Origin of the sequence: Echinimonas agarilytica (genome assembly GCF_023703465.1) — a bacterium.
GTDB classification, from domain to species: Bacteria; Pseudomonadota; Gammaproteobacteria; order Enterobacterales; family Neiellaceae; genus Echinimonas; species Echinimonas agarilytica.
Map to the genome: position 1 here is coordinate 990,507 of NZ_JAMQGP010000001.1, position 23,009 is coordinate 1,013,515.

General features: G+C 46.5%; 19 protein-coding genes. 9 read left to right on the forward strand and 10 right to left on the reverse strand.

The window, feature by feature from the left end:
- Positions 1-291 precede the first annotated feature (291 nt).
- The gene (locus NAF29_RS04145) at positions 292-981 is read right to left on the reverse strand and encodes a DNA-3-methyladenine glycosylase I (RefSeq protein ID WP_251260215.1); all 690 of its coding nucleotides are present in this window, start codon (positions 979-981) and stop codon (positions 292-294) included.
- Between the two features lie 218 nt (positions 982-1,199).
- Here NAF29_RS04145 and NAF29_RS04150 point away from each other — a divergent pair, with 218 nt between their 5' ends.
- The gene (locus NAF29_RS04150; RefSeq protein WP_251260216.1) at positions 1,200-2,198 is read left to right on the forward strand and encodes a gluconeogenesis factor YvcK family protein; all 999 of its coding nucleotides are present in this window, start codon (positions 1,200-1,202) and stop codon (positions 2,196-2,198) included.
- A 22-nt stretch (positions 2,199-2,220) separates the two neighbouring features.
- On the opposite strand, the gene NAF29_RS04155 is transcribed toward NAF29_RS04150, so the two are convergent.
- The 5 genes from NAF29_RS04155 to glpX form a co-directional block, all read right to left on the reverse strand.
- Positions 2,221-2,409, reverse strand: coding sequence for a hypothetical protein (locus NAF29_RS04155; protein WP_251260217.1), 189 nt, complete (start codon positions 2,407-2,409; stop codon positions 2,221-2,223).
- Positions 2,410-2,591: 182 nt separating this feature from the next.
- Positions 2,592-3,248: a GntR family transcriptional regulator gene (locus NAF29_RS04160; RefSeq protein WP_251260218.1), complete on the reverse strand. Its 657-nt coding sequence runs from the start codon at positions 3,246-3,248 to the stop codon at positions 2,592-2,594.
- A gap of 169 nt (positions 3,249-3,417) precedes the next feature.
- Complete coding sequence (locus tag NAF29_RS04165; RefSeq protein WP_251260219.1) at positions 3,418-4,005, reverse strand: NapC/NirT family cytochrome c; 588 nt, start codon at positions 4,003-4,005, stop codon at positions 3,418-3,420.
- Between the two features lie 22 nt (positions 4,006-4,027).
- The gene (locus tag NAF29_RS04170) at positions 4,028-5,473 is read right to left on the reverse strand and encodes a multiheme c-type cytochrome (protein WP_251260220.1); all 1,446 of its coding nucleotides are present in this window, start codon (positions 5,471-5,473) and stop codon (positions 4,028-4,030) included.
- A gap of 343 nt (positions 5,474-5,816) precedes the next feature.
- Entirely contained in the window at positions 5,817-6,824 is a 1,008-nt protein-coding gene (gene glpX / locus NAF29_RS04175; protein WP_251260221.1) for a class II fructose-bisphosphatase, read from the reverse strand.
- Positions 6,825-6,975: 151 nt separating this feature from the next.
- Between glpX and NAF29_RS04180 the strand changes: the two genes are divergently transcribed.
- From NAF29_RS04180 to NAF29_RS04210, 7 genes are all read left to right on the forward strand, one after another.
- Positions 6,976-8,217 carry a valine--pyruvate transaminase gene (locus NAF29_RS04180; RefSeq protein ID WP_251260222.1) on the forward strand — a complete coding sequence of 414 codons (1,242 nt, stop codon included), beginning with the start codon at positions 6,976-6,978 and terminating at the stop codon, positions 8,215-8,217.
- 240 nt (positions 8,218-8,457) lie between these two features.
- A complete protein-coding gene (locus NAF29_RS04185) occupies positions 8,458-9,576 on the forward strand; it encodes a phosphoserine transaminase (RefSeq protein WP_251260223.1) in 1,119 nt (372 codons plus the stop codon).
- Positions 9,577-9,608: 32 nt separating this feature from the next.
- Complete coding sequence (locus tag NAF29_RS04190; RefSeq protein ID WP_251260224.1) at positions 9,609-10,778, forward strand: 3-phosphoglycerate dehydrogenase family protein; 1,170 nt, start codon at positions 9,609-9,611, stop codon at positions 10,776-10,778.
- Between the two features lie 298 nt (positions 10,779-11,076).
- On the forward strand, positions 11,077-12,069 hold the full coding sequence (xylF, locus tag NAF29_RS04195; RefSeq protein WP_251260225.1) for a D-xylose ABC transporter substrate-binding protein: 993 nt from the start codon (positions 11,077-11,079) through the stop codon (positions 12,067-12,069).
- Between the two features lie 49 nt (positions 12,070-12,118).
- Complete coding sequence (locus NAF29_RS04200) at positions 12,119-13,648, forward strand: xylose ABC transporter ATP-binding protein (RefSeq protein ID WP_251260226.1); 1,530 nt, start codon at positions 12,119-12,121, stop codon at positions 13,646-13,648.
- A 1-nt stretch (position 13,649) separates the two neighbouring features.
- Positions 13,650-14,801, forward strand: a complete 1,152-nt coding sequence (locus NAF29_RS04205; protein WP_251260227.1) for a sugar ABC transporter permease — start codon at positions 13,650-13,652, stop codon at positions 14,799-14,801.
- A gap of 221 nt (positions 14,802-15,022) precedes the next feature.
- Positions 15,023-16,543, forward strand: a complete 1,521-nt coding sequence (locus tag NAF29_RS04210; protein ID WP_251260228.1) for a family 43 glycosylhydrolase — start codon at positions 15,023-15,025, stop codon at positions 16,541-16,543.
- 46 nt (positions 16,544-16,589) lie between these two features.
- Here NAF29_RS04210 and NAF29_RS04215 read toward each other — a convergent pair whose 3' ends face one another.
- The gene (locus NAF29_RS04215) at positions 16,590-17,300 is read right to left on the reverse strand and encodes an SIMPL domain-containing protein (protein WP_251260229.1); all 711 of its coding nucleotides are present in this window, start codon (positions 17,298-17,300) and stop codon (positions 16,590-16,592) included.
- 214 nt (positions 17,301-17,514) lie between these two features.
- Between NAF29_RS04215 and NAF29_RS04220 the strand changes: the two genes are divergently transcribed.
- The gene (locus NAF29_RS04220) at positions 17,515-19,353 is read left to right on the forward strand and encodes a glycoside hydrolase family 9 protein (protein WP_251260230.1); all 1,839 of its coding nucleotides are present in this window, start codon (positions 17,515-17,517) and stop codon (positions 19,351-19,353) included.
- A 75-nt stretch (positions 19,354-19,428) separates the two neighbouring features.
- Here NAF29_RS04220 and NAF29_RS04225 read toward each other — a convergent pair whose 3' ends face one another.
- The 3 genes from NAF29_RS04225 to serA all read right to left on the reverse strand — a co-directional run bounded on the left by NAF29_RS04225 (position 19,429) and on the right by serA (position 22,987).
- A complete protein-coding gene (locus NAF29_RS04225) occupies positions 19,429-20,529 on the reverse strand; it encodes an acyltransferase family protein (protein WP_251260231.1) in 1,101 nt (366 codons plus the stop codon).
- Between the two features lie 91 nt (positions 20,530-20,620).
- Complete coding sequence (locus NAF29_RS04230; protein ID WP_251260232.1) at positions 20,621-21,523, reverse strand: alpha/beta fold hydrolase; 903 nt, start codon at positions 21,521-21,523, stop codon at positions 20,621-20,623.
- Between the two features lie 234 nt (positions 21,524-21,757).
- Positions 21,758-22,987, reverse strand: a complete 1,230-nt coding sequence (serA, locus tag NAF29_RS04235; protein WP_251260233.1) for a phosphoglycerate dehydrogenase — start codon at positions 22,985-22,987, stop codon at positions 21,758-21,760.
- Positions 22,988-23,009 lie beyond the last annotated feature (22 nt).

Sequence of the window (23,009 nt, forward strand, 5' to 3'; positions counted from 1 at the left end):
TCGTCGTTTGTTCAATGGCACCTGAGGCTCTACTTTGCGTATAAATGCTCAAACGGCGAAAATATTAACATGTGCCCAACAGGTAGGTTCGAGCTGTAGGTCAAAGTTAAGTGATTAAGTTAAACTTAAATCAGAGAATGCCAAGATATTCGGTTAATTTGAAGGTCTAATTTGGCCTCAATAGAGTTCAAAGCGTGTTTTATACTTGACTGATTAGATATAAAAGAGGTTTGAATCACTTCAAACAATTGAGAAATTAATGTGCTGGAGGAGATCGTCACAGCTTCGTAGTTAAGCCACTTGTCGGTCGTTATTGCCCACCGAAAGTGCCACGATTTGACTAATTTGAGTCAGCGAAAGACCGCTTTGTTGTTGCCATTCATTAAAGGTGTGTTGAACGGCTTTGAGTGCAGTTTTTGAGGTGGCTGGCTTGTCGATGATGTCGTGAGCAATGAGCAAAGCATTGACATCTTTACTGAGCACGAAGGTATCTTTACCGAGCCGTCGTAATATATAGGAGGCTGAATTCCCGCCGAGTCGAGCGCCATGCTTCTTCAAATAAGTCCAAAGCCCAATAATATCTTGCTCGGGCCATTGCGCGATAAATGCGCCAAAACTGCCATATTCACGTTGGCAATCTAGAATCAGTTGAGCATTCAGTGGCACGGTTCGAATTTTTTGGCCATTGCGAACAATGCGAGTGTCTTGTAGCAGGCGTTGTAAATGGGAATCATCCAACAAGACCAATTTGTTAGCATCAAATTTCCAAAATGCTTCTTCAAAGCCAGCCCATTTGTGCTCAATGACACGCCACGCGAATCCGGACTGAAACACCACCTTGGTGATTTCAGCCAAGCATCGATCATCAGGTAATAAAGCGACCTGTTTATTATCCAGTGGGGAACTGAGCAATGCTGAAAGGTGCTGTTCTCCACCTTTACGCTCTGCAGCTCTGTCGAGTATGTTTGAAAAATGCTCCACGCCTAACAATCCCGTGTCATTGATTTACATGGCATAGTATGAAAGAGGCATTTTTCGCTGTCTAGCGAAAAGCGTGTGTGGTCGTGCTCTCAAACTCGGCACTCATTTTGATTTTATTGGAATATCTGACAGTTCAATGAAGATAATCAACACAATTCACGCTACCATTTAGGCTCAATGGCTTACATCGTGCGAGCCCGTAGAACTTTGAAGTTTGTATGCGAGTAAAACCCAAATCAATTGTCACCATTGGTGGTGGAAGCGGCCAGTACACTTTATTGTCTGGCATTCGAGATCTCCCCGGTGTGACCACCACTGCAATTGTTTCTATGGCCGATAGTGGCGGCAGTACAGGTATTCTTCGAGGCGAGCTCGGCGCATTGCCACCAGGCGATGTGCTGAAGTGTATATTGGCTTTGTCGCCTCACCGTGATGTTGCCATCGACATTTTATTGCGTCGCTTTTCGAGTAGTGAACGACTCAAAGATCACAATGCCGGAAATATGTTACTGACGATGCTCAGTGAGTACGCGGGTTCGTTTCCTGATGGTATTCAGGCTCTAGCAGAAATTCTCAACGTCAAAGGGAATATTCTTCCGGTGACCACCGATAAAGTCACCTTAGTGGCAGAGCTGGCGAATGGCAACCGAGTGTTCGGCGAAGCGGCAATTGATGTGCCTCGTCATTTAGAACGTGCCAACATCTCAAAAGTTTTTCTGGTGCCGCATCATGGCGAGGATGTTACGGTTCACTTGCCGGTGATCGATGCCATTATTAATGCCGATGTGATCTTACTCGGGCCGGGAGACTTGTACACCAGTATTGTCCCGAATTTATTAGTGGAGGGGCTTACCGAAGCACTGGCATATGCCAAAGCTAAAAAGTATTTCATCAGTAATATTATGACCAAATTTGGTGAGACTCAAAACTATGCATTGGATGACTACATAGCGTCGGTTGAACGTTACATGGGCAGTGAACTCGACGGTGTGTTCTACAACAACGTGCGGCCGAGTGACGAAGCATTAGCGCGCTATGCTGAACAACGAGCTGAATTTGTTGAACTCAAGCAGAGAAAAGCATTAGAACAACGTTGTGATCTTAGAGAGTTACCACTATTGGATGATTCAACGGGAGTGGCTCGTCATAGTCCAGCCTTGCTCGGAAGTGCGATACAAGGCTTGTTGGCTGATCTTGAACAAGATGTAACAGGCTAAAAAACTATTGACTTAAAATGCTTTAAATCAGCCCTTCATTTCGGGCTGATTTTCCACCTTCAATGACAAACAATTTAGGGCGAGTGTTCAGCGCTGGAGATTTGGAAGGGTTCATATCTTCAATGGCGTGACGATCCAGTTGGTCTGAAATCCGCTCTACCTGCCCTATGACATGCTGTAGCAACTGGTCAAATTCCTTGCTGTTCATCATATTTGCGCTCTTCACTCTTTGTAAATCGAATGAGCTAAGCCTAGATCAAATGGTCAGACGAGCTGTGATCTGAGTAGCGTTGAGGAAATATCTAGGCTACCAAGGGTTCAAAAGATGAACGGAATCACATATTGAGAATTGAGGAACGTTAACAAAAAGTTTGAAAAATCGGTTTGTTTTAATTATTGGTTAATTAGTTTTTTAATTTCTGTTGCAGAGTCGAGTATGTGTCTTTTCAGCAAAGCGCATGCTTCTGTGGATTGTCCTTCCTTACAAAGCGTGACTAATTGGCGATGCTCACTCTCTGAACGCGGTTTGGCACCGGTGAGTAGTAAATTCATTCGCACGTATCGACCCGATTGATGATTTAAACTTCGTACCATTTCCATCGTGTCTGGGCGGTTTGCAGCACGATACAAACGGTTATGAAACTCCATATTCATGTCGCTCCAAATTGCAATGGCATCATCTTTATGCCAAGACTGTTCCATGACGTCGAGGTGCTGTTCGGCAGCGAGAATATCGTCTTGGGTCATAAATGGAATAGCGCGTTTAAGCAAATCGCATTCGATTAAGGCTCGGAGTTCAAATAATTCGTCAACTTGCGATTGTGTCATAGAGGCGACAGTTGCGCCTTTGTGTGGCTCAAATTCAACAAGGCCTTCGGCTTCAAGTTGAAGTAATGCTTCTCGAATCGGAATTCGGCTGACGCCCATATAATCAGCCAAAGCAGCTTGTCTTAAGGCTGCCCCAGCGGGTAGTTCACCTGACAAAATTCGTTCACGCAGATGTGCAATTACGAATTCTGTTCTAGTTTTTGGGATTTTTAATTGATTCACAGTACAGCGCCATCCATGGATCTATATTCAGGGTGTAAAGCCATGTTGCCAGTATTGTGGGCGTTAAACAAGTCCGACAAGGAATATTAATTTGTAACGAAAAAAATAAAGTGTTATCGGGCTGGCCAGCCCCCATAGGGACTGACTGTTGAGACAATTAAGACGTTAATTACTTGGCGGCAGATCGCGCAGATATTTGTTTAACCGGTAGTTTATGAGCGATACCCGCATGGCAATCAATACAGGTTTTTTGACCGTTCATTGCGGCCTGATGGTTGACTTTAATACGAGTCGGGGCTGCGGCAATATCCCAGCGATTGACGTCGTGACAACTCCTGCATTCTCGAGAGTCATTTGCCTTCATTTCGTCCCACACTTTTTGTGCCAAACGCTCTCTCTCTTGTTCGAAGTTATCGAGGTTGATGGTGCCAATGAGTTGGTAATAAACATCGGCAATGGCCATGATCTTGGTTTCCATTTTAGGTATAAACTCTTTGGAAACATGGCAGTCTGCGCAATCTGCTTTAACACCGTGACGATTTAAATAATGTGGCGATGCCTCATACTCTTCCACAATGGTATCCATCCCCACATGGCATGAATAACAAAACGCATTGGTGCTACTCGCTTCAATGGTGAAATGGAAGATGCCAAGGCCAATGGCACCTAACACTGCAAACACAAAACCGCCAATTGGAATCCCCAGCAACCACTTGGCTTTTGTTGGGGTCCAAAACCGACTCTTTTGATCGCTCATAAGCTTCGTCCTGAGTCAGCGGTTACTTCGAATCACTAGAGTAGCGAGCCTTGAAGTCTTTCTGTGCTTTGAGACGAGCCGCTTTCACTGAGTCTGGTTCATTGCCTGAGAACCATGCGTGTTCAGGGCGACTCAGTATTTCTTCGAGCACTTTATTCGCTTCCGCAGCAGCTTCGGTTTTACCCTCTTTTTCAGCATGTTCAACAATCTCGCGATACTGCGGAATGAGCTCAATGTAAAAACGTTCCGCAACTTCATACATGCCGTGCCACTGAACATAGTCAGGTGCCATCATCGCTGCGCCATGGCGCGCTCTACGTCCTTCGTGATGCCATAAGTAAAACCAAGTCCATTCAATTTCTTCATCGAACTGAGCGGCTGTGAGCAATTCATGCTTGGTCAGTACATCCATCAATGCCTTACCGGGGCGAGCAAATTTATCATTGTAAAGAATGACTAAGTTATCGAATTGCTCGTAGAAGTTTTCAACCCAAGGGCTTGTATGACATGACGTACAAACATTTTTCATGTCTGCTCTGCGCTCTTCCCAAGGTTTTACTTTTTTACCCGCCGCAATGGCTGAAGCATCAACTTTCTCAGAAATCGCAGGGCGCAGCGTCCAGCTGATCCGGTCGCCCACGTCATGTGTGATGGGTAGGTCGCGTGTAGCACTCATGTGACAAGTGGCACAGGTAGGGGCTGAATTATAATCTTCGCCGGGGATCCATTTAGGCGAGCTGAGGTTCATTTCATCCACGTGAGCAAAGAAATTAATACCGTGTTTAGATTCTTCATAAATTTCTTTTTGTGGATGGTCAGGGCCTAAGTGACATTTGCCACAGGCTTCTGGGCGGCGAGCTTGCTTCAGCGAGAACTCATGACGCTGGTGACATGCACTACATGCGCCTACCGAACCATCGGGGTTTAACCTACCAATCCCTGTATTGGGCCAAGTGGTGGGGTCAAGATCGCCATTTTCGAGTACTTTAATTTCTGTACCGTGACACTGCCAACAGCCAGACACAGCAGCAGGAGACTGGCCATTAAAAACCATTGCTCCTTCTACTACTTCAGCTAAAAAATTGTCCAACGAACCGAGGATTTGGCCTGCTTTTGCGTGATGACTTTTAGAAAATTCTTCGACTTCTGCTTCGTGGCAATTCGAACAATCTTTGGGAGAGACAATCACCGAGATATGGAAGTTTTCGTGCTTAATAGCGTCTTTGTCGGAAGGGTCGGCCTGGTGACATTCGTAACACCCAACGTTAGCGCCATAGTGTTTTGACTTACCCCATTGTTGATACAGGCCTGGGTTTAAATCTTTATGGCAGGTCGCGCACTGTTTACTTTCATCTGAAAGGGCTGCAAATGCGCCCATACTTTGGGCTTTGGGAGCAGCTGCATAGCTTAACGGTATCGCAAACATACATAGTATTGCGAAACACGCGCGTATCACACGAATCGTCATAGTCTGGCTTCCTTGTTGGATTTTCTTGTTCTAAGCGTGATACAGCTGCTTAATTTTTATCCACAATAATAGTTGGGTTTTTAAATGGAAGGAGGTCAAATGATTAAATTTATATGGCAGAAGCCTAGAGCCTAGACTCTATATTTGAGCATAACCTTGCTATCTAAGGGGATTACGAGACAAGCACGAAAAATATCAATCTGCCAAAGTGTGAAATAGAGCAGATCACAGCAGCTGAAACTCTTGAATAACTCGAAGGGTTGAACAAATAGGTTTTGGTGTTGAGAAAACAGAAGCGCTTTTCAGCGCTTCTATGAAGCGTGTCAAATGAAGGTGGAACTCACTACAGAATAAAGGGATGAAGATCGGCCGACTTTTTATCGAGCTGATGAATCGATTGAATACGGCGAACCGTCCGAGAGCGGCCTCGAATCAGCAGTGTTTCGGTTTCGGCAAGGTTGCCATTGCGCGTGACGCCACCAAGGAGTTCGCCTTTGGTGATGCCCGTTGCGGCAAATACCACTTTATCGGTACGTACCATTTCTTCAAGTGTGAGCACAACATTTGGCGTGACGCCCATGTCGCGACAACGTTCAACTTCCCAGCTGGCTAAGATACGATTCTCTTCAGTGTCGCCTTTGGCTTCTGTGCGGAGCATTAAACGGCCTTGCATATCACCGTCCATTGCGCGAATCACTCCGGCCGATACAACACCCTCAGGTGCTCCGCCTACGGTGTACATCACATCTACTTCGCTGTTGGGCATACAGGTGAGAATCGACAGAGCAACATCTCCATCGGGCTCTGAGAAAACACGGCAGCCCATTTTGTGAAGCTCTTTGACAAGAGCATCGTGACGTGGCTTCGCCAGCATAGCGACCGTAATGTCCGATAATGGCTTGTTTAATGCCTTTGATACATTCTCAATATTTTCGACAATCGACTTGTTCAGATCGATGGCCCCTTTAGCTCCCGGCCCTACAACGAGCTTTTCCATGTACATGTCGGGCGCTTTGAGGAAACTACCTTTTTCCGCAACGGCCATCACTGCCAAGGCATTGCCTTGACCCATAGCGGTCATTCGAGTGCCTTCGATGGGATCGACCGCAATATCAACGCCATCGCCGCCTTTCCCTACTTTTTCGCCAATATAGAGCATGGGCGCTTCGTCAATTTCCCCTTCACCGATGACAATTTCGCCATCAATCTCAACGTCGTTGAGCATTATTCGCATGGCCTTTACGGCCGCATCATCGGCTTTGTTCTTGTCGCCGCGTCCGAGCCACTGGTAAGCAGCTAATGCTGCGGCTTCTGTGACGCGTGAAAATTCAATGGCTAGTTCTCGTTTCATCGTGGGTTCCATGTTGGGGCGAGCGATCGGCATTAGTATGCACAAGATAAATTTAGCTTTCTTATCAAAGCACAATAAACCTGATTTGGTTTGGCATTTTACAGGGTAGGAGTATGCTAAATAAATGCCTTTTACTAAGTAGCCGTGTCGAATGCACTCAAAGTTTGCAGAAAAATTTCTTCAGCATGCCGCCATTACCGAATTAATGGATGATCTGAATGAAGGGGTTCAAACCCCAGGAATGTTGATGTTGGGAGGTGGGAACCCCGCTCAAATTCCTGATATCGCCGATGCGATAGACGCTGAATTACAGGCTCGAATGGAAGATGGTAGCCTAGTTCAGTCGCTGATGAATTATGACGGTCCACAAGGCAAAGACAGCTTTCGATTGGCACTTGCAGATGTGTTAACCGACTACTACGGAACGCCGGTGACGCCCGACCATATCGCCCTCACGAATGGCAGCCAAAGTGCATTTTTCTATTTGATGAATCTGTTTGCGGGCACCACATCAGATGGCGTCAGAAAGCGCGTCATGTTACCTGTGTGCCCTGAGTATATTGGTTATGGCGATTTGGGGGTTGAAGAGGGCCTGTTTTGCACCGTCAAGCCCCGCATTGAACTGCTTCCGAATCGAGAATTTAAGTATCACCCAGATTTTAACGCGCTTGAACTGGATGAATCCATTGGAGTGGTGTGCGTGTCTCGGCCAACCAATCCATCGGGCAACGTGGTGACTGACGATGAGCTAGCGGTGCTGGACCAAGCGTGTCGTTCGCATCAAATCCCGCTTATTATCGACAATGCCTATGGGGCGCCGTTTCCAAATATTTTGTTTGAGTCAGTTCAACCCATTTGGAATGACAACATCATTCTGTGTTTGAGTCTGTCAAAGTTAGGTCTGCCGGGCGCGCGATGCGGCATTGTTGTTGCTCGTCCGGAGGTCATCAAAGCGGTGAATAATCTCAATGCCATAATGGGCTTGGCTCCGGGCAGCGCAGGGCCCATCATAGCGCAAAACTGGGTACGCAATGGCGACATGCTCCGGTTAAGCAATGAAGTGGTCAAAACCTACTATCAGTCTAGAGCTCAGCAGGTTGCAGACTGGTTGAAACAAGCCATTCCCGATGAGCGTTTTCGGATCCACAAACCCGAAGGAGCGATTTTCTTATGGCTTTGGTTTGATGAACTTCCGGTCACGAGCCGAATGCTCTATCGTTTGCTTAAAGATAAAGGATTGCTGTTGGTGGCTGGCGAGCACTTCTTCCCAGGGTTAACCGAGCCATGGCCGCATAAATATCAATGCATGCGATTGTCATATGCAGCTCCTGAGAAACAAGTGATTGAAGGCATTAGTATATTGGCCAACGTCATTAACGAGCTATATCAGTAGCAGCCTGAGTTCCAGCGCATACGAATTTGTTCAATTCGGTACTGGAACTTAAACAAACGCAGCTTTCAAAATTCGACTGCCGAATAATTATGCGATGTAAGTGCAAAAAAATGCGTTAGGTCAGTGTAATTGCAGTTTGATCCCTCCTATAATCGGCGAACTTTTCATCAATATCCTTCTCGTAGCAACCACGCCTTTTAAGCGTGATCTCGAAAGGCAGCGATTTCAGCGGAGTACCTGATGGCTAAACCTGATTTAAAACCAGCGAACCCTAATTTTTCTTCTGGCCCATGTGCGAAACGTCCTGGCTATGATGTTAGTCAGCTCGATCTGTCGACTTTAGGTCGCTCTCATCGCTCAGCGATTGGTAAGAGCGCACTTCAAGAAACGATCGATAAAACAAAAGCTTTGTTAGGACTACCCGATGACTACCGTGTGGGCATTGTTCCAGCATCTGATACAGGTGCCATGGAAATGGTGATGTGGTCGATGCTAGGCGAGCGCCCGGTGGATGTCTTTGCATGGGAATCATTCGGTAAAGAATGGTTAACCGATGTAACCAAACAACTCAAAATCGAATCGAACAGCTACACCGCTGATTACGGCGAGCTGCCCGACTTTAATCAAGCTAACCCAGACAACGACATGATCTTCACATGGAATGGCACCACGTCAGGCGTATGTGTTCCGAATGCCGACTGGATTAGTGATGAGCGCACAGGCTTGTCTATTTGTGATGCAACGTCGGCTGTATTTGCAATGGATATGCAGTGGGACAAGCTCGATGTGATCACCTTTAGCTGGCAGAAAGTTCTGGGTGGCGAAGGGGCGCATGGAGTTCTTATTTTAAGTCCTAAAGCCGTTGCTCGTCTTGAGTCTTACCAGCCTCCACGCGCTTTACCTAAGATTTTCCGTTTGGCCAAAGGTGGCAAGTTAATCGAAGGCATTTTTGAAGGCGCCACAATCAATACGCCTTCCATGTTGTGTGTGGCTGACTGTCTTGATGCTCTGAATTGGGTGGACAGCATTGGCGGCGCGCCAGCGTCGATTGCAAAATCAAAGCAAAACCTAGCCGTCATTGAGCAGTTTGTTGCGGCGCATGACTGGATTAGCTTTTTGGCTCAAACCGAACAAACGCGTTCAAATACATCGGTGTGTTTAACGCTGGATGCGACAGCCGATCAAGTGAAAGCTTTGGTTAAATTGCTGGGCCAAGAAGGTGTTGCCTTAGATATTGGTGCTTATCGCGATGCGCCTGCAGGCCTTCGAGTTTGGTGTGGAGCAACGGTCGAAGCGAGTGACTTAGAAGCATTAATGCCTTGGTTAGCGTGGGCTTATGCAGAAGTGACCACAGCCTAGTTTTCATTTAACGGATATTAAGGAATTCAAGGATGCACTCAATTCGAACTTACAACGCGATTAGCCCAACAGGTCTATCGCTGTTCCCTTCAGATAGTTACCACGTTGATAGCGTCGTAGGCGAACCCGACGCCATTATGTTACGCAGCCACAACCTTCATCAGGAATCTTTTCCTGATAAGGTTAAAGCGATTGCACGTTGTGGTGCGGGTGTGAACAACATTCCAATCGAACAATGTACAGAGCAAGGCATCGTGGTGTTTAACACTCCTGGCGCCAATGCAAATGCGGTAAAAGAGCTGGTGTTGGCGGGTATGTTAATGTCATCGCGCAACTTATCTACTGCAGCAGAGTTTTGTCAGAACTTAGACCAATCACTTGCCATTGAAGACTTCAACAAGTTGGTTGAAGGCGGGAAGAAGCGGTTTGTGGGCTCTGAACTCACGGGTAAAACCTTGGGGGTGATAGGCCTAGGCGCAATCGGAGCAAACGTGGCGCATGCTGCATTGGCGTTGGGCATGAAGGTTGTAGGCTATGATCCTGTGTTGTCGGTTGACGCCGCTTGGCGCTTATCTTCAGAGGTTGAGAGGGCCGATAATCTGCCTTCTTTATTGGCTCGGTGTGACTTTGTTACAGTTCACGTGCCTGCCAATGAATATACCGTTAACATGCTGAATGCAGAAAATTTGGAGCAAGCAAAGCGCGGTTTGGTCATTTTGAACTTTGCGAGAGGCACAATAGTCGAAGAAAATGCGATTGTTTCTGAGATAGAAAGTGGTCGAATTCATCGTTATGTGAGCGATTTTCCGTCGGCTCAACTAATGGGTCGAGAGCAGGTTATTTTATTACCTCATCTTGGTGCAAGCACCGGTGAAGCGGAAGATAACTGCGCTCAAATGGCGGCTCGCCAGCTGATGGACTTCTTGGAGAACGGCAATATCAAAAATTCCGTCAACTTCCCTGAAATCCACTTGAGCCGTACAGAAGGGCATCGAATTGCGTTTGCCAATGACAACGTGCCTAAGGTATTAAGTACCGTTTTAGCTGTGTTGTCAGACATGGATATCAACGTCATCGACATGCTCAATAAAAGTCGTGGCGAAATTGCGTATACCATTCTGGATGTGGAACATTTACCCACCGACGACCTCATCCAAGCTATAGAAAATATCGAACACGTTTTCCATGTAAATGTCTTCTAAATAACTTCGCCCACGGTTTCTACCGTGGGCAAAATTGCATGTCCATAACTTGCGGATGTTACCGTTAAGCGCAATTTGTTGATTTAATGTAAGTGTCTGGTTTAAATAGAATTGCTAGTCAAATTATTCATTTTCCAGTATTCCGATTTAGCTCACATTGTTTGCTAGTAAATGTATTTTATGAACCTCAAAAACAAATATCGTTATTGTTCCAGCTTTTGACTGTTCTAGTCTGAATTCAGGCCCGAATATGTTTGCCCCGCACAACAGTTCGCCACATTTAACAAGGAACATAATTATGCGAGTACTACTATCTGTAATGATTGGCTGCATTGCGCTGATATCTTCACCTGTGATGGCAAAAGTAAAAATAGGAATGGCGATTGACGACCTGCGTTTAGAGCGTTGGCAAAAAGACAGGGACTACTTTGTTGCCAAAGCCGAAGCGCTTGGAGCAAAGGTCTATGTACAGTCTGCGAACGGCAATGAAACGACTCAAATTTCCCAAATTGAAAATATGATTGCGCGCGGCGTTGATGTGCTTGTCATTATTCCTTACAACGGCGAAGTGCTTGGCAATGTTGTAAAAGAAGCCAAACGTGATGGCATTAAAGTCATATCGTACGACCGCTTAATTAAGAATGCTGACATCGACCTTTATGTGTCATTTGATAATGAGAAGGTCGGTGAAATTCAAGCGACTGCTTTAACCTCGATTAAAGACAACGGCAATTTCTTTATGATGGGCGGTTCGCCTGTAGACAATAACGCTCACTTGTTCCGAAAGGGCCAAATGAACGTTATTCAGCCATTGGTTGATGCGGGTAAAATTAACATTGTCGGTGATCAATGGGTGGATTCTTGGTTGGCCGAAAATGCATTAAAAATTATGGAAAATGCGCTGACAGCAAACGACAACAACATCGATGTAGTTGTGGCCTCAAATGATTCAACCGCGGGGGGCGCCATTCAAGCACTTGAAGCGCAAGGTCTCTCTGGAAAAGTACTTATTTCTGGTCAAGATGCAGAAATTGCAGCGGTACGCCGCGTTGTTGCTGGCACGCAAACCATGACGGTTTACAAGCCGATTAGCAACTTGGCTGAAAAATCAGCTGAACTTGCATTCGCATTAGCCAAAGGCGAAACCTTAAACACCACTGCCGAAATCGATAACGGATTCAAGACGGTGCCTTCTTATCTGTTAGAGCCTATTGCGGTCGATAAGTCCAACATTGACGCAACCATCATTGCTGACGGTTACCATTCTAAAGCAGACGTATATCAAAAATAATATTGCCTGATGTAGCGGTGGCCGGCAAAGCCACCGCCTAGGAGTTTTCATGTCCCAAGCAATGCTTGAAATGCGTGACATTATTAAAGAATTTAGTGGTGTTAGAGCATTAAATGGTGTCGATCTGTGCCTTAATCCTGGCGAAGTGGTTTCGTTATGTGGTGAAAATGGATCGGGTAAATCAACACTAATGAAAGTTCTATCTGGTATTTATCCGAAGGGTGAATATCAGGGAGAGATTAAGCTCGATGGCCAGACCTATGAAGTCTCAGGCATCAAAGATGCCGAACGAAAAGGCATTGCCATTATTCACCAAGAATTGGCGTTGATTAAAGAGCTAACCATTCTTGAAAATCTATTTTTAGGTGATGAAATCAGCCAATTTGGTGTGCTAAATCATACTCAGATGTATAAAAAAGCACAGACCATGCTGGAGCGTGTGGGTCTCACTATGTCGCCCGACACTCCGATTCTAGAATTGGGCGTGGGCCAGCAACAGTTAGTCGAAATTGCAAAAGCCTTGGGCAAAAATGCACGAATTTTGATTCTTGATGAGCCAACCTCCTCACTCACTGAAAGCGAAACTGAAGTTTTGCTGAACATTGTGATGCAGTTGAAGTCGGAAGGTGTCAGTTGTGTGTATATCTCGCACAAACTGAACGAAGTTTTAGCGATTTCCGATGGCGTATGCGTCATTCGAGATGGTGACCATATTGGTACTCGTTCTGCCGCTGACTTAACCCAAGATGACATTATCACCATGATGGTTGGACGAGAGCTCACAGAGTTATTTCCACGAGAAGAGCACGACATTGGAGAGGTGTTGCTGGAAGTGAACAATGCCAATGCATGGCATGCTAGTAATCAACATATCAAGCTGGTTGATGATGTCTCGTTCGAGATCCGAAAAGGCGAGATTTTAGGCGTGTCGGGACTCGTCGGAGCTGGTCGAACAGAGCTTATGCAATGTATCTTTGGCTGTTACCCTGCTCGTTACCAAATCGACATTTGTATGAATGGCGAAGGGGTTGATATATCAACACCGCGCGAAGCAATGGACCAAGGGATTACCATGGTGCCTGAAGATCGCAAGCGTCATGGCATTGTGCCGATTATGTCGGTAGGTTCAAACATCACGCTGGCGAGCCTATCCTCGTTTGGCAATTGCATGGGGCAGCTCAATGAAGCCCAAGAGCATGCTGAAATCGACCGTGCAATTGCTCGTTTAACCGTCAAGACAGCCACGCCAGAGCAAGAAATTCGCTCTTTAAGTGGCGGCAACCAACAAAAAGCGATTCTTGCGAAATGTTTGATGCTCAATCCTAAGGTTCTAATTTTAGATGAACCAACACGCGGTATCGATGTGGGTGCCAAATATGAAATTTACAAATTGATGTTTACGCTCGTCAAACAAGGTATGGCGATCATTATGGTGTCGTCTGAACTGCCCGAAGTCTTGGGTATCAGTGACCGAGTGTTGGTCATGCACGAAGGCAAATTAAAAGGCAACCTTGTGAATAACGAGTTGACTCAAGAACAAGTGATGGATTGCGCGCTTACGGAAACAGGTGGTAACTAAAATGTCTCATGCAAGCTCCTCAATAATGGCAAAAATCAAAGCCATTAACTTACAAACCTTAGTCATGGTTGGCGCGATTATCGCTATCGCTATCTTCTTTAGCATTGCCACCGAGGGTGACTACCTTACAACTCGAAATATTTCGAACTTACTGCGTCAAACTGCAATCACTGGCATTCTAGCCATTGGTATGGTGTTTGTGATTGTCTCGGCTGAAATTGACCTATCGGTCGGCTCCATGATGGGACTGCTCGGTGGTGTCGCTGCAATTCTTGATGTGTGGTACGGCTGGCCGCTCCCGTTAACGATCGTGGTGACGCTCATTGCAGGCTTGCTATTGGGCAGTTGGAATGGTTGGTGGGTGGCGTACCGCAAAGTGCCTTCGTTCATTGTGACTCTGGCCGGTATGCTGGCATTTCGTGGCATATTAATCGGTATTACGGGCGGTACAACCGTCGCACCAACCTCCGATGCCATGGGCATCATGGGCCAAAGTTACTTGCCGAATACCATCAGCTTAGTGATTGGTGCGGTTGCCTTTGCATTGTTTGTCACCTGGGTACTACGCACCCGTTCACAACGTCAACAGCACAAGCTCGATGTGCGCCCAATGGCGCAACAGTTATTGGGTTTAGTCGCCGGAGCGCTTGCGCTACTGGTGTTGTTATTGGTGTTGAATGACTATCGGGGTGTGCCAACGCCAGTGTTAATCTTAGCGGGCCTCATGATTGTGTTGGGGTTTATTGCAAAGAAAACCGCATTTGGTCGCCGAGTTTATGCAGTGGGTGGCAACTTAGAGGCAAGCCGCTTATCGGGTTTGAGTGTTGAACGCATAAAAATGGGCGTATTTGCACTGAATGGTTTGATGGTTGCGATTGCCGCTCTGATCTTAAGTTCACGCTTAGGTGCAGGCTCGCCTTCTGCTGGTAATATGGCCGAACTCGATGCCATTGCTGCTTGTGTAATTGGCGGCACCAGCTTAGCCGGTGGCGTAGGAACTGTGTTTGGTGCGGTATTGGGCGCGCTTATCATGGTAAGTCTAGACAATGGCATGAGCATGCTTGATGTACCCACGTATTGGCAGTATGTGGTGAAAGGCTCCATCTTATTGCTTGCAGTATGGATGGACGTGGCCAGTAAAGCCAAACGATAATCATCTTTGTGAAAAAGAGCCGGTAACGCCGGCTTTTTTATATCAAACTGTTCACCTTACGCGTGTTCTGCGCGATTGCTTCCATGCTGAAAAATGTGATGTATACCATTTGCTGACATAGTTAGCCAATTTGGCCAAGGTCAGCCGCTTATCTGTGACTAACATCGAGCTTCTATGCCAAGGCATGATGCCGTTCAAATGGCCATGTATTAAGGATTCTAGTGACAATTTTCAACTTCAAGTCAGCCGTGCTCACGGTAGTGGTGGGCGGACTTTTCAGTGTGTCTGCTGTTGCGGGCAAGCCAAATAGCAATACCAAGCCTTACCCCTACAATAATCCGGTCATTCAACATATGTACACAGCCGATGCTGCACCCCATGTGATGCCCGATGGTCGCGTCTGGATGGCTACATCAGTGGATCATGAAGAAGGCGGCAACTACAGCACAATGCACGAGTACCATACTTTTTCCAGCGCAGAGCTCACGAAGTGGACCGATCATGGCTCGGTACTTCACCTTGACGATGTCATTGAAAAAGAAAATCCAAAAGTAGATGACTGGGCATTGTGGGCGCCAGACTTAGTGTATCGAGACGGTAAGTACTATCTGTTTTATCCCGTGCATATTTTACATCGCCAAATCAAAAATCCACCATCGGGTTGGCCGGTGGGCAAAACAACCTATATTGCCGTAGCAGTCGCAGACTCCCCCGATGAAAAATTTACCGTGATTCAACACAAGATCCCCATGAGTGAGGGCATGGATCCAGCCGTATTTATTGACGATGATGATCAGGTTTACATGTACTGGAGTGATCAGTATGTTGTTGATGGCGTGGTGCATGGCGTACTTAAGTATGCGCGCCTAAAAGACAATATGATTGAACTAGCAGAAGCGCCTAAAACACTCGATGTAGGCGCCGATCATTTCATGGAAGCCGCGTGGATGCATAAGCGCAAAGGGCGCTATTACTTCAGTTACCACACTCATTATCAAAAGCCTATTTCCCCTCAAAACCCAGATGATCCAGAGCGAATGAAATCACACCTCGATTACTCTTGGGGCGATAGCCCAACAGGGCCGTTGGCATATGGCGGTGTCATGAATAAAGAGATTGGTGTGGGTGTGCCAACCGATACTTTAATGCCAAAAGGTGACGTTGTGCCTTGGCGACTCACCCAATCTAATCACGGCGGTATCGTGGAGTTTCATGGCCAAGATTACTTGTTTTATCATTCCTCCGCTTTGTCATCATGGCGGCAAGATGAATTCAAAGGCCCAGGAACTTGGACGCAACGATCGGTGTCGATCGACAGCTTAAATTACACAGATGGTGGCCGAGTTATTCCAGTACAACAAACGCTCGAAAGCGTTTCTCCGGTCACGGTGAAACAGCCTTTTGAAATAGACTTTGGCACCGTGTCATTTGGCCCCAAAAATCAGATTAAACTCGCGCAGGTCGAGTTAGGTTCAGGGTATTACTACTTTGATGCCACGATCACACCGGCTGATATCGATGGCAGAATTGAAATTCGACTCGATCACGCCAACGGCCCGCTTGTGGGGACCATTGTGTTAACCGAACAGCGCCTGAAAGCGCGTCATGGGCTGGTGGATACCTTTGTACGAGATGCCAAAGGCACTCGTGATGTGTATTTAATACATCACCCTGAACACAAACACGGCAGCGTTTCTTTATCTGGCGCGCGTTTCTTCGCGGGCCATCCCAAGGGCTTGTAAGTAGAAAAAGGCCACAGAGATCATGCTTGTGGCCTTCCATCTAAATTTAGTCTGCCAAGTAGTACTGCACGGTTGAAACCACGCGAACCTTTTTAATGTGAGGGCTATTGTGGTCGCGTGCGCTGATCGAAAATTGGCCTTGATTCGCCAACTTTATTTTGCCCAGCGAGCTTTGGCTATCCTCGGCAAATTTTAACGCAACTTCACGTGCATTCTTGGTGGACTGTTCCACCATCTCTGGTTTGATGGCATTGAGTTGGGTGTACAAATATTGCGTGCTGTAAGCGTTGCCCAAAAAGGTAATACCTTGTTTGCCTAAATCCGACAGCTTACTCATGCTTTGGCGAACGATATCAACGTCAGTACTGTAAACCGTTACCGTTTGCATCGCGCTGTATCGAAATTCGGTGCCGGAGTTATTGCCATAAGATTGTGCTTTTTTATCTGTAATTGCGGGAGGCGCAGTGGTTAATGCACCCTCATCAATGCCATTGAGGATCAGAAAAGCTCTAATTTTGTCAGCGTTGTCTTGCACGTCTTGGTAGAGCTGTTGCAGGTCATTGCTGGCAGCACTGAACTGAATTGGCCACACCACAACATCTGCCGCTACTTCTTTTTCTGCTAGACCTTTCACCGTCACTACCCGGTCGTATGAGCGGTATTTAGAAACGGCCTCTGGCAGTGCATTTGCCACACACCACAAACCGATTATAAGGCCAAGTGCCAAGAGTGCTGCGGGTACAATCGATAACTTCATTGCGTGTTTCCTTTTGGAAGTTAGGCGGAATTCTAACGACGAGTGTAGAACGATTTTAAGTTAAATAGATCACGACTTTCCAGAAAACGTTTTCAATTTTTTAACTTGTATGTTTATATTGATGAAAGCGCTTACATTGAGTTTGTGGTGAATAGCGAATATCAACAATAGCGCGCTTGAAATACATTAGAATTAACCACTAAAGGTGATGTGAATGACTCCCAACTCTCTCAAAAAATTATTTCTAAGCACAGCGGTTGCCATTGCGCTCGCTGGTTGCGGAAGCTCAGGTGGAACAGCCGATCCAGCATCAAATGAAGTGTCTTTAGTGGACGCCAAAATTCGCGTCAACCAACAAGGTTATCCTTCAAAAGGTCTTAAAAGAGCAACGATTGTTAGTCAATCGACTGAATCGCTTACATGGCAATTAATGAACGACACTCGCGTGTTGGCATCCGGCACCACCAAGGTATTTGGCAATGACGCAGCATCGGGTGAACATATTCATCAAGTAGACTTTAGCAGCGTTCAACAAGCGGGCTTCCACCATCTTGTTATTAATGCAGGCACACCAAACGAAGTGTCTCGAAACATCACAATTGAAGACGCGCTGTATCAAGATTTGTATACCGATGCTGCAAAGTTTTTCTATTTGCATCGCATGGGCGAGCCCATTGAAGCGCAATACTTGAGCAACCCAGCCTATGCCCGCAAAGCGATTCACCCCGGTGACGATAGCATTGCTTGCTATCAAGATTGGTGTGGTAAAGACACACGACTGAATGTGAAAGGTACCTGGTATGACGCTGGTGATTTTGGCATGTATTCAGTCAACTTTGCGCTGACAGCGTGGACGCTTTTGAACGCCTATGAATTTGGCGCAATTGACTACAAAGACGGTGATTTAAACATTCCTGAAAGCGGCAATTCAATGCCTGATTTACTGGATGAAATTCGGTTTGGTTCAACTTTTATGGCCGGCATGTTGCCACCCACAGGTCAGCTAGCCAGTCACAAAGTTCACAACCAAAATTGGAGTGGTTTTGAAGGCAATATCGATCTTGAAAACGCAATGGAGCGTTATGCGCAGCCCGGTTCCACTGCCGCAACATATGCCGTAGCGCGCAACGCTGCACAGCTAGCGCGTGTTTATGCATCGTATGATGCCACCTATTCTGCGCACCAATGGCAAGTTGCAAAAGATGCTTGGCAGCGTGCAGAAACGTTACCCGTCACCTACTACACCAGTGAGACCCCCGACTCTACCGGTGGTGGTGACTATGACGATGAGAATGTCGTTGATGATCGTTATGCCGCTTCAGCTGAATTATGGGCCACGGCCATTGCGTTAAAATCGCAAGAGGTCGCTACCTTTGAAGCGGCTACGCGTGAATCAGCAGATTTCTTAAACTTGGATCCAAGTGGTTCTCAACAGTGGCAGCAAGTGCAAGGAGCAGGTTCACTGACGTTATGGTTGCACCGTGAGGCGGTGGGCTTATCTGAAGCGGAACAAGCCACATTGCAAGGCAATATTGTGGCCACGGCGCAGTTAGCGCAACGTCAATTGAGCAAAAGCGGTTACCCAATGGTGTACAACCCGAATGCGGGTGAAGCCGATGAAGGATGGCCTTGGGGTTCTAACTCATCGTTTCTTAACCGATTAATGGTGGTGAGCTATGCCCACAACATGACCGATAATCGCGCGTATCTAGAAACTGTCTATCAAGGCATGGATTACCTCATGGGTAACAATCCGCTTAACCTAAGCATGATCACAGGTTACGGAGACCACTATGAAGTGGACTTGCATGACCGCATTTTCTACTCATTGCTTCGTGACCAAGGTGTTGCATTCCCGAAAGGCTGGGTTGCAGGTGGTCCACTCACCGGTTGGAAAGGCTGCGATAACGCCACTCCAGATAGCGGCCCAAATGCCAAGCGTTATGCAGCTTTTGGAACCGCGCCAGAAGCATGGTGTTCTAAAGAAGTTGCGATTAACTGGAATAGCCCCTTGGTATGGGTTGCAGCTTACTTAGAAGGCAATCCGCTATAGCACTGACTATTGCGTACAAAAAAAAAGGATGCTTGATGCATCCTTTTTTATGGCGTTATTTAGCTTCACAGCAGGTTAAATTTTGATGATGATCTGACGCCGATACAACCAAAGGCACAGACACCAAAATAGGCTGACTTGAATCGCAGCAAACAATAAAGAAGCCGCCTTTAGCGACATAAAGCCCGCTAGCTGCTGCCATAAAAAGGTGTATAAATCGACTGCGCCGGCATTGCTTTGAACTGAAATAGCCCACAAGCTTGTCGCCAATAGCCACGACATGATGTATGCAAACAACGGATTCATGCCATAAACCTGCCATACAAACGCAAACCGCTTGCTTCGCCCTACGTCAACTAAGCCAATTAACAACGCGAGTATCGCCAAAGCCATGGCCGAAGACACCAGAACATACGAGCTAGTCCACAAACTCTTATTGATAGGAACAAGCACAGATACCGCATACCCAAGCAACAAACAGATCACGGCGGCTGTGATTAAAAATCGAATTCCCTGAAAGTGCGATTTCATCTGACTCAAACGCCGCGTGGCCTCGTAACCTATGAGTACATTCACAATCGCAGGCATGGTAGAGAGCAACCCTTCGGGCTCAAATGTCACACCATTCATTTGCCACATATGTTTTTCACCGAGTATGGCCATATCAACATGACGAACAAGATTGCCTTCCAGGCCCCAAGGTAGCCAACTGCCCTGAATGAGTACCATGGGATAGCCAATTAAAATGACCACAGATACAGCATACAACCCCTTGAAGGGCAGTAATTGCACTAAAATACCCGCTGCGATAAAGCAAAGTCCGATGCGCTGTAAAACACCCATGACGCGTAGATGATCTAAATCCAACAGTAAAAAATTATAGACATTGAGCGCAACGCCAATTGCAACAATAACCGTGCCACGCTTTACGCACCTCATCAGCGCTTGCGGCGTAGTAAGTCGTTCCAGCTTCTTGCGTGAGAAATGCATGGCTGAACCTAATATGAACAAGAAGAACGGGAAGATTAAATCGGTGGGCGTACAGCCATGCCACGCAGAATGGAGCAACGGCCAATACACATGGGCCCAAGAGCCTGGGGTATTCACTAAAATCATCGCTGCAATGGTTAGGCCCCGAAACACATCTAATGCAACAAAGCGGGTCGGTGAGTTCACTCAAGGTACTTAATCATAATTTACAAAGTAAAATAAGTTTAAGTGAGGTGGCTTGAATAATCCACCTTCATTCGATCATTGTGCGAACCAATCAACAATTATGGCGTGACAGCCATTGTGCAAACTCAGGTAAATGGTCGGCCATCGCATCTGGGTGAACGAGCAGTGAAGTGTGGTCGTAATCATGTCGATTGCCATTTTTCTTGCTCAGCAGGGTAAATTTGGCGGTGTGATTACAGCTATCCTTCAAAAACGCTTTCACATCAGCGGGGTTGCCCAACACATGGTCGGCTTTGCCCGCTAAAAACCATGTCGCCGGCCAAGCGGTTTTTCGAGCAGCAGATTGATAACAAAAGCCATCACGGTCTTTCCATGGCTGACCATTAACCCACTTCACATTGTCCAATAGCGATTGCGTGGTCTCGTTGTCCATGCCTAACTTAAAGCGTTGTGCGGGCAAGAATCCGTATCGTTTAGTGAGCCAAGGACATATTCGGTTCCAAACTAAGTTCACGTAGAGCGGCTTTTTTGGGTGTTGACTGTAAATAGTTTTCTTTGATGCAAAGCCGCTTAAAGTGATGACCTGATGCTGACGTTGCGGATAACGAGCATAATGGCTTGCCATCAAAATAGTGCCCCACGAATGGCCCACCCAATGCATGGCTTGGTGATGCTGAGCCATAATATAGTCGTGGATCAGCGGTATTTGTTCGTTAATGACTTCACTTTGGCCATATGACTCCCCGCCTTGAATGCGCGGCTCACTTTGGCCGTTGCCAAACACATCTAAAATATAAACAGGATGACCTCTGCGCGCTAAAAAACAGCCTAACCCCTTGCCCGACTTGGTATAAAAAACACGGCCATTGCTCATGCTGCCATGAAGCATGAGTACAGGGTTTGCCGCGTTTGTGTTGGCAGATTCGATTTTACGAATGTGCAAATGGCCATTGCGGTAGGGCAGAAAAATAGACTCTTGGTGAAGATCAGACATAGCACTCAAACGGTTAAGGCAACGCGAGTCAGTTTGACAGGTAAGACCAGATCAACAAAGAGTGAAATATCAGACTGTGATGCAGCTCGAAATAATCCGCTGCATGAGCCATTCAGCGCAGCAATGTGCGCTGTTCAAATTCGCACAATTACAGCTTTACGGTTAGAGACGGCCCAAAAAAAAGCCAGTTCACACAGGAACTGGCTTCGGTCGGTCTTTTAAAAGACTCAACTGTTAGTGAAGGATACGCGTTTTGATCGTGCCTTCAATGGTTTTCAAGTGCTCTAACGCAGCTTGAGCATCTTTGGTGTCAACGTCGATCACCACATAACCCAACATGTCATCGGTTTGCAGGTATTGCGCTGCGATGTTCACGCCTTTTTCAGCAAACGCCAAGTTAATTTGAGTCAAAATACCAGGCTTGTTCTCGTGAATATGGAGCAAGCGGCTGCAATCTGTGTGCAATGGCAAAGATACTTCTGGAACATTCACAGCCGACAACGTTGAACCGTTGTCGCTGTATTTAGCTAATTTACCCGCCACTTCAATACCAATGTTCTCTTGCGCTTCTTGAGTACTACCACCCACATGCGGCGACAAAATAACGTTGTCGATACCGCGCAACGCCGATACAAACTCTTCTTTGTTTGATTTTGGCTCCACAGGGAATACGTCGATTGCCGCACCGCCAATGTGCTTCGCGTTTAACGCATCTGCCAAGGCATCAATATCAACAACGGTGCCGCGAGCAGCGTTGATGAAAATAGCGCCTTTTTTCATGGCTGAAAATTGTGGTGCACCAAACATATCTTTGGTTTGGAGCGTTTCTGGTACATGCAACGAGATCACGTCGGCTTGAGCCAACAAATCATTCATTTCAGGTACTTGAGTGGCATTACCCAGCGGCAACTTGGTTTCTACATCGTAGAACTTCACGCGCATACCTAAGGTTTCAGCCAAAATACCTAACTGAGTTCCAATGTGGCCGTAACCAATAATACCCAGTGTTTTACCACGAACTTCCCAGCTACCAACGGCACTCTTGAGCCATTCCCCGCGATGTGCTTTAGCACTTTTTTCTGGAATGCCACGCATCAACATAATGGTTTCGCCCAACACCAACTCGGCCACACTGCGAGTGTTCGAGAAAGGTGCATTGAATACTGCAATACCGCGCTTCTTCGCCGCTTGCAAATCAACTTGGTTGGTACCAATACAGAAACACCCTACGGCAATCAGCTTTTTCGCTTCAGCCAATACTTTTTCAGTCAGGTTGGTACGTGAACGAATACCAATAAAGTGAGCATCTTTGATCTTTTCGATCAGCTCATCTTCTGGCAATGAAGTCGCAATCGATTCAATGTTTGAGTAGCCAGCATTGTTGAAGGTTTCAACAGAACTAGGGTGTAAGCCTTCAAGAAGAAGAATACGAATTTTGTCTTTATCGAGTGAAAATTGTTGCATCGTGGTGTCTCTGAGTTTTGCG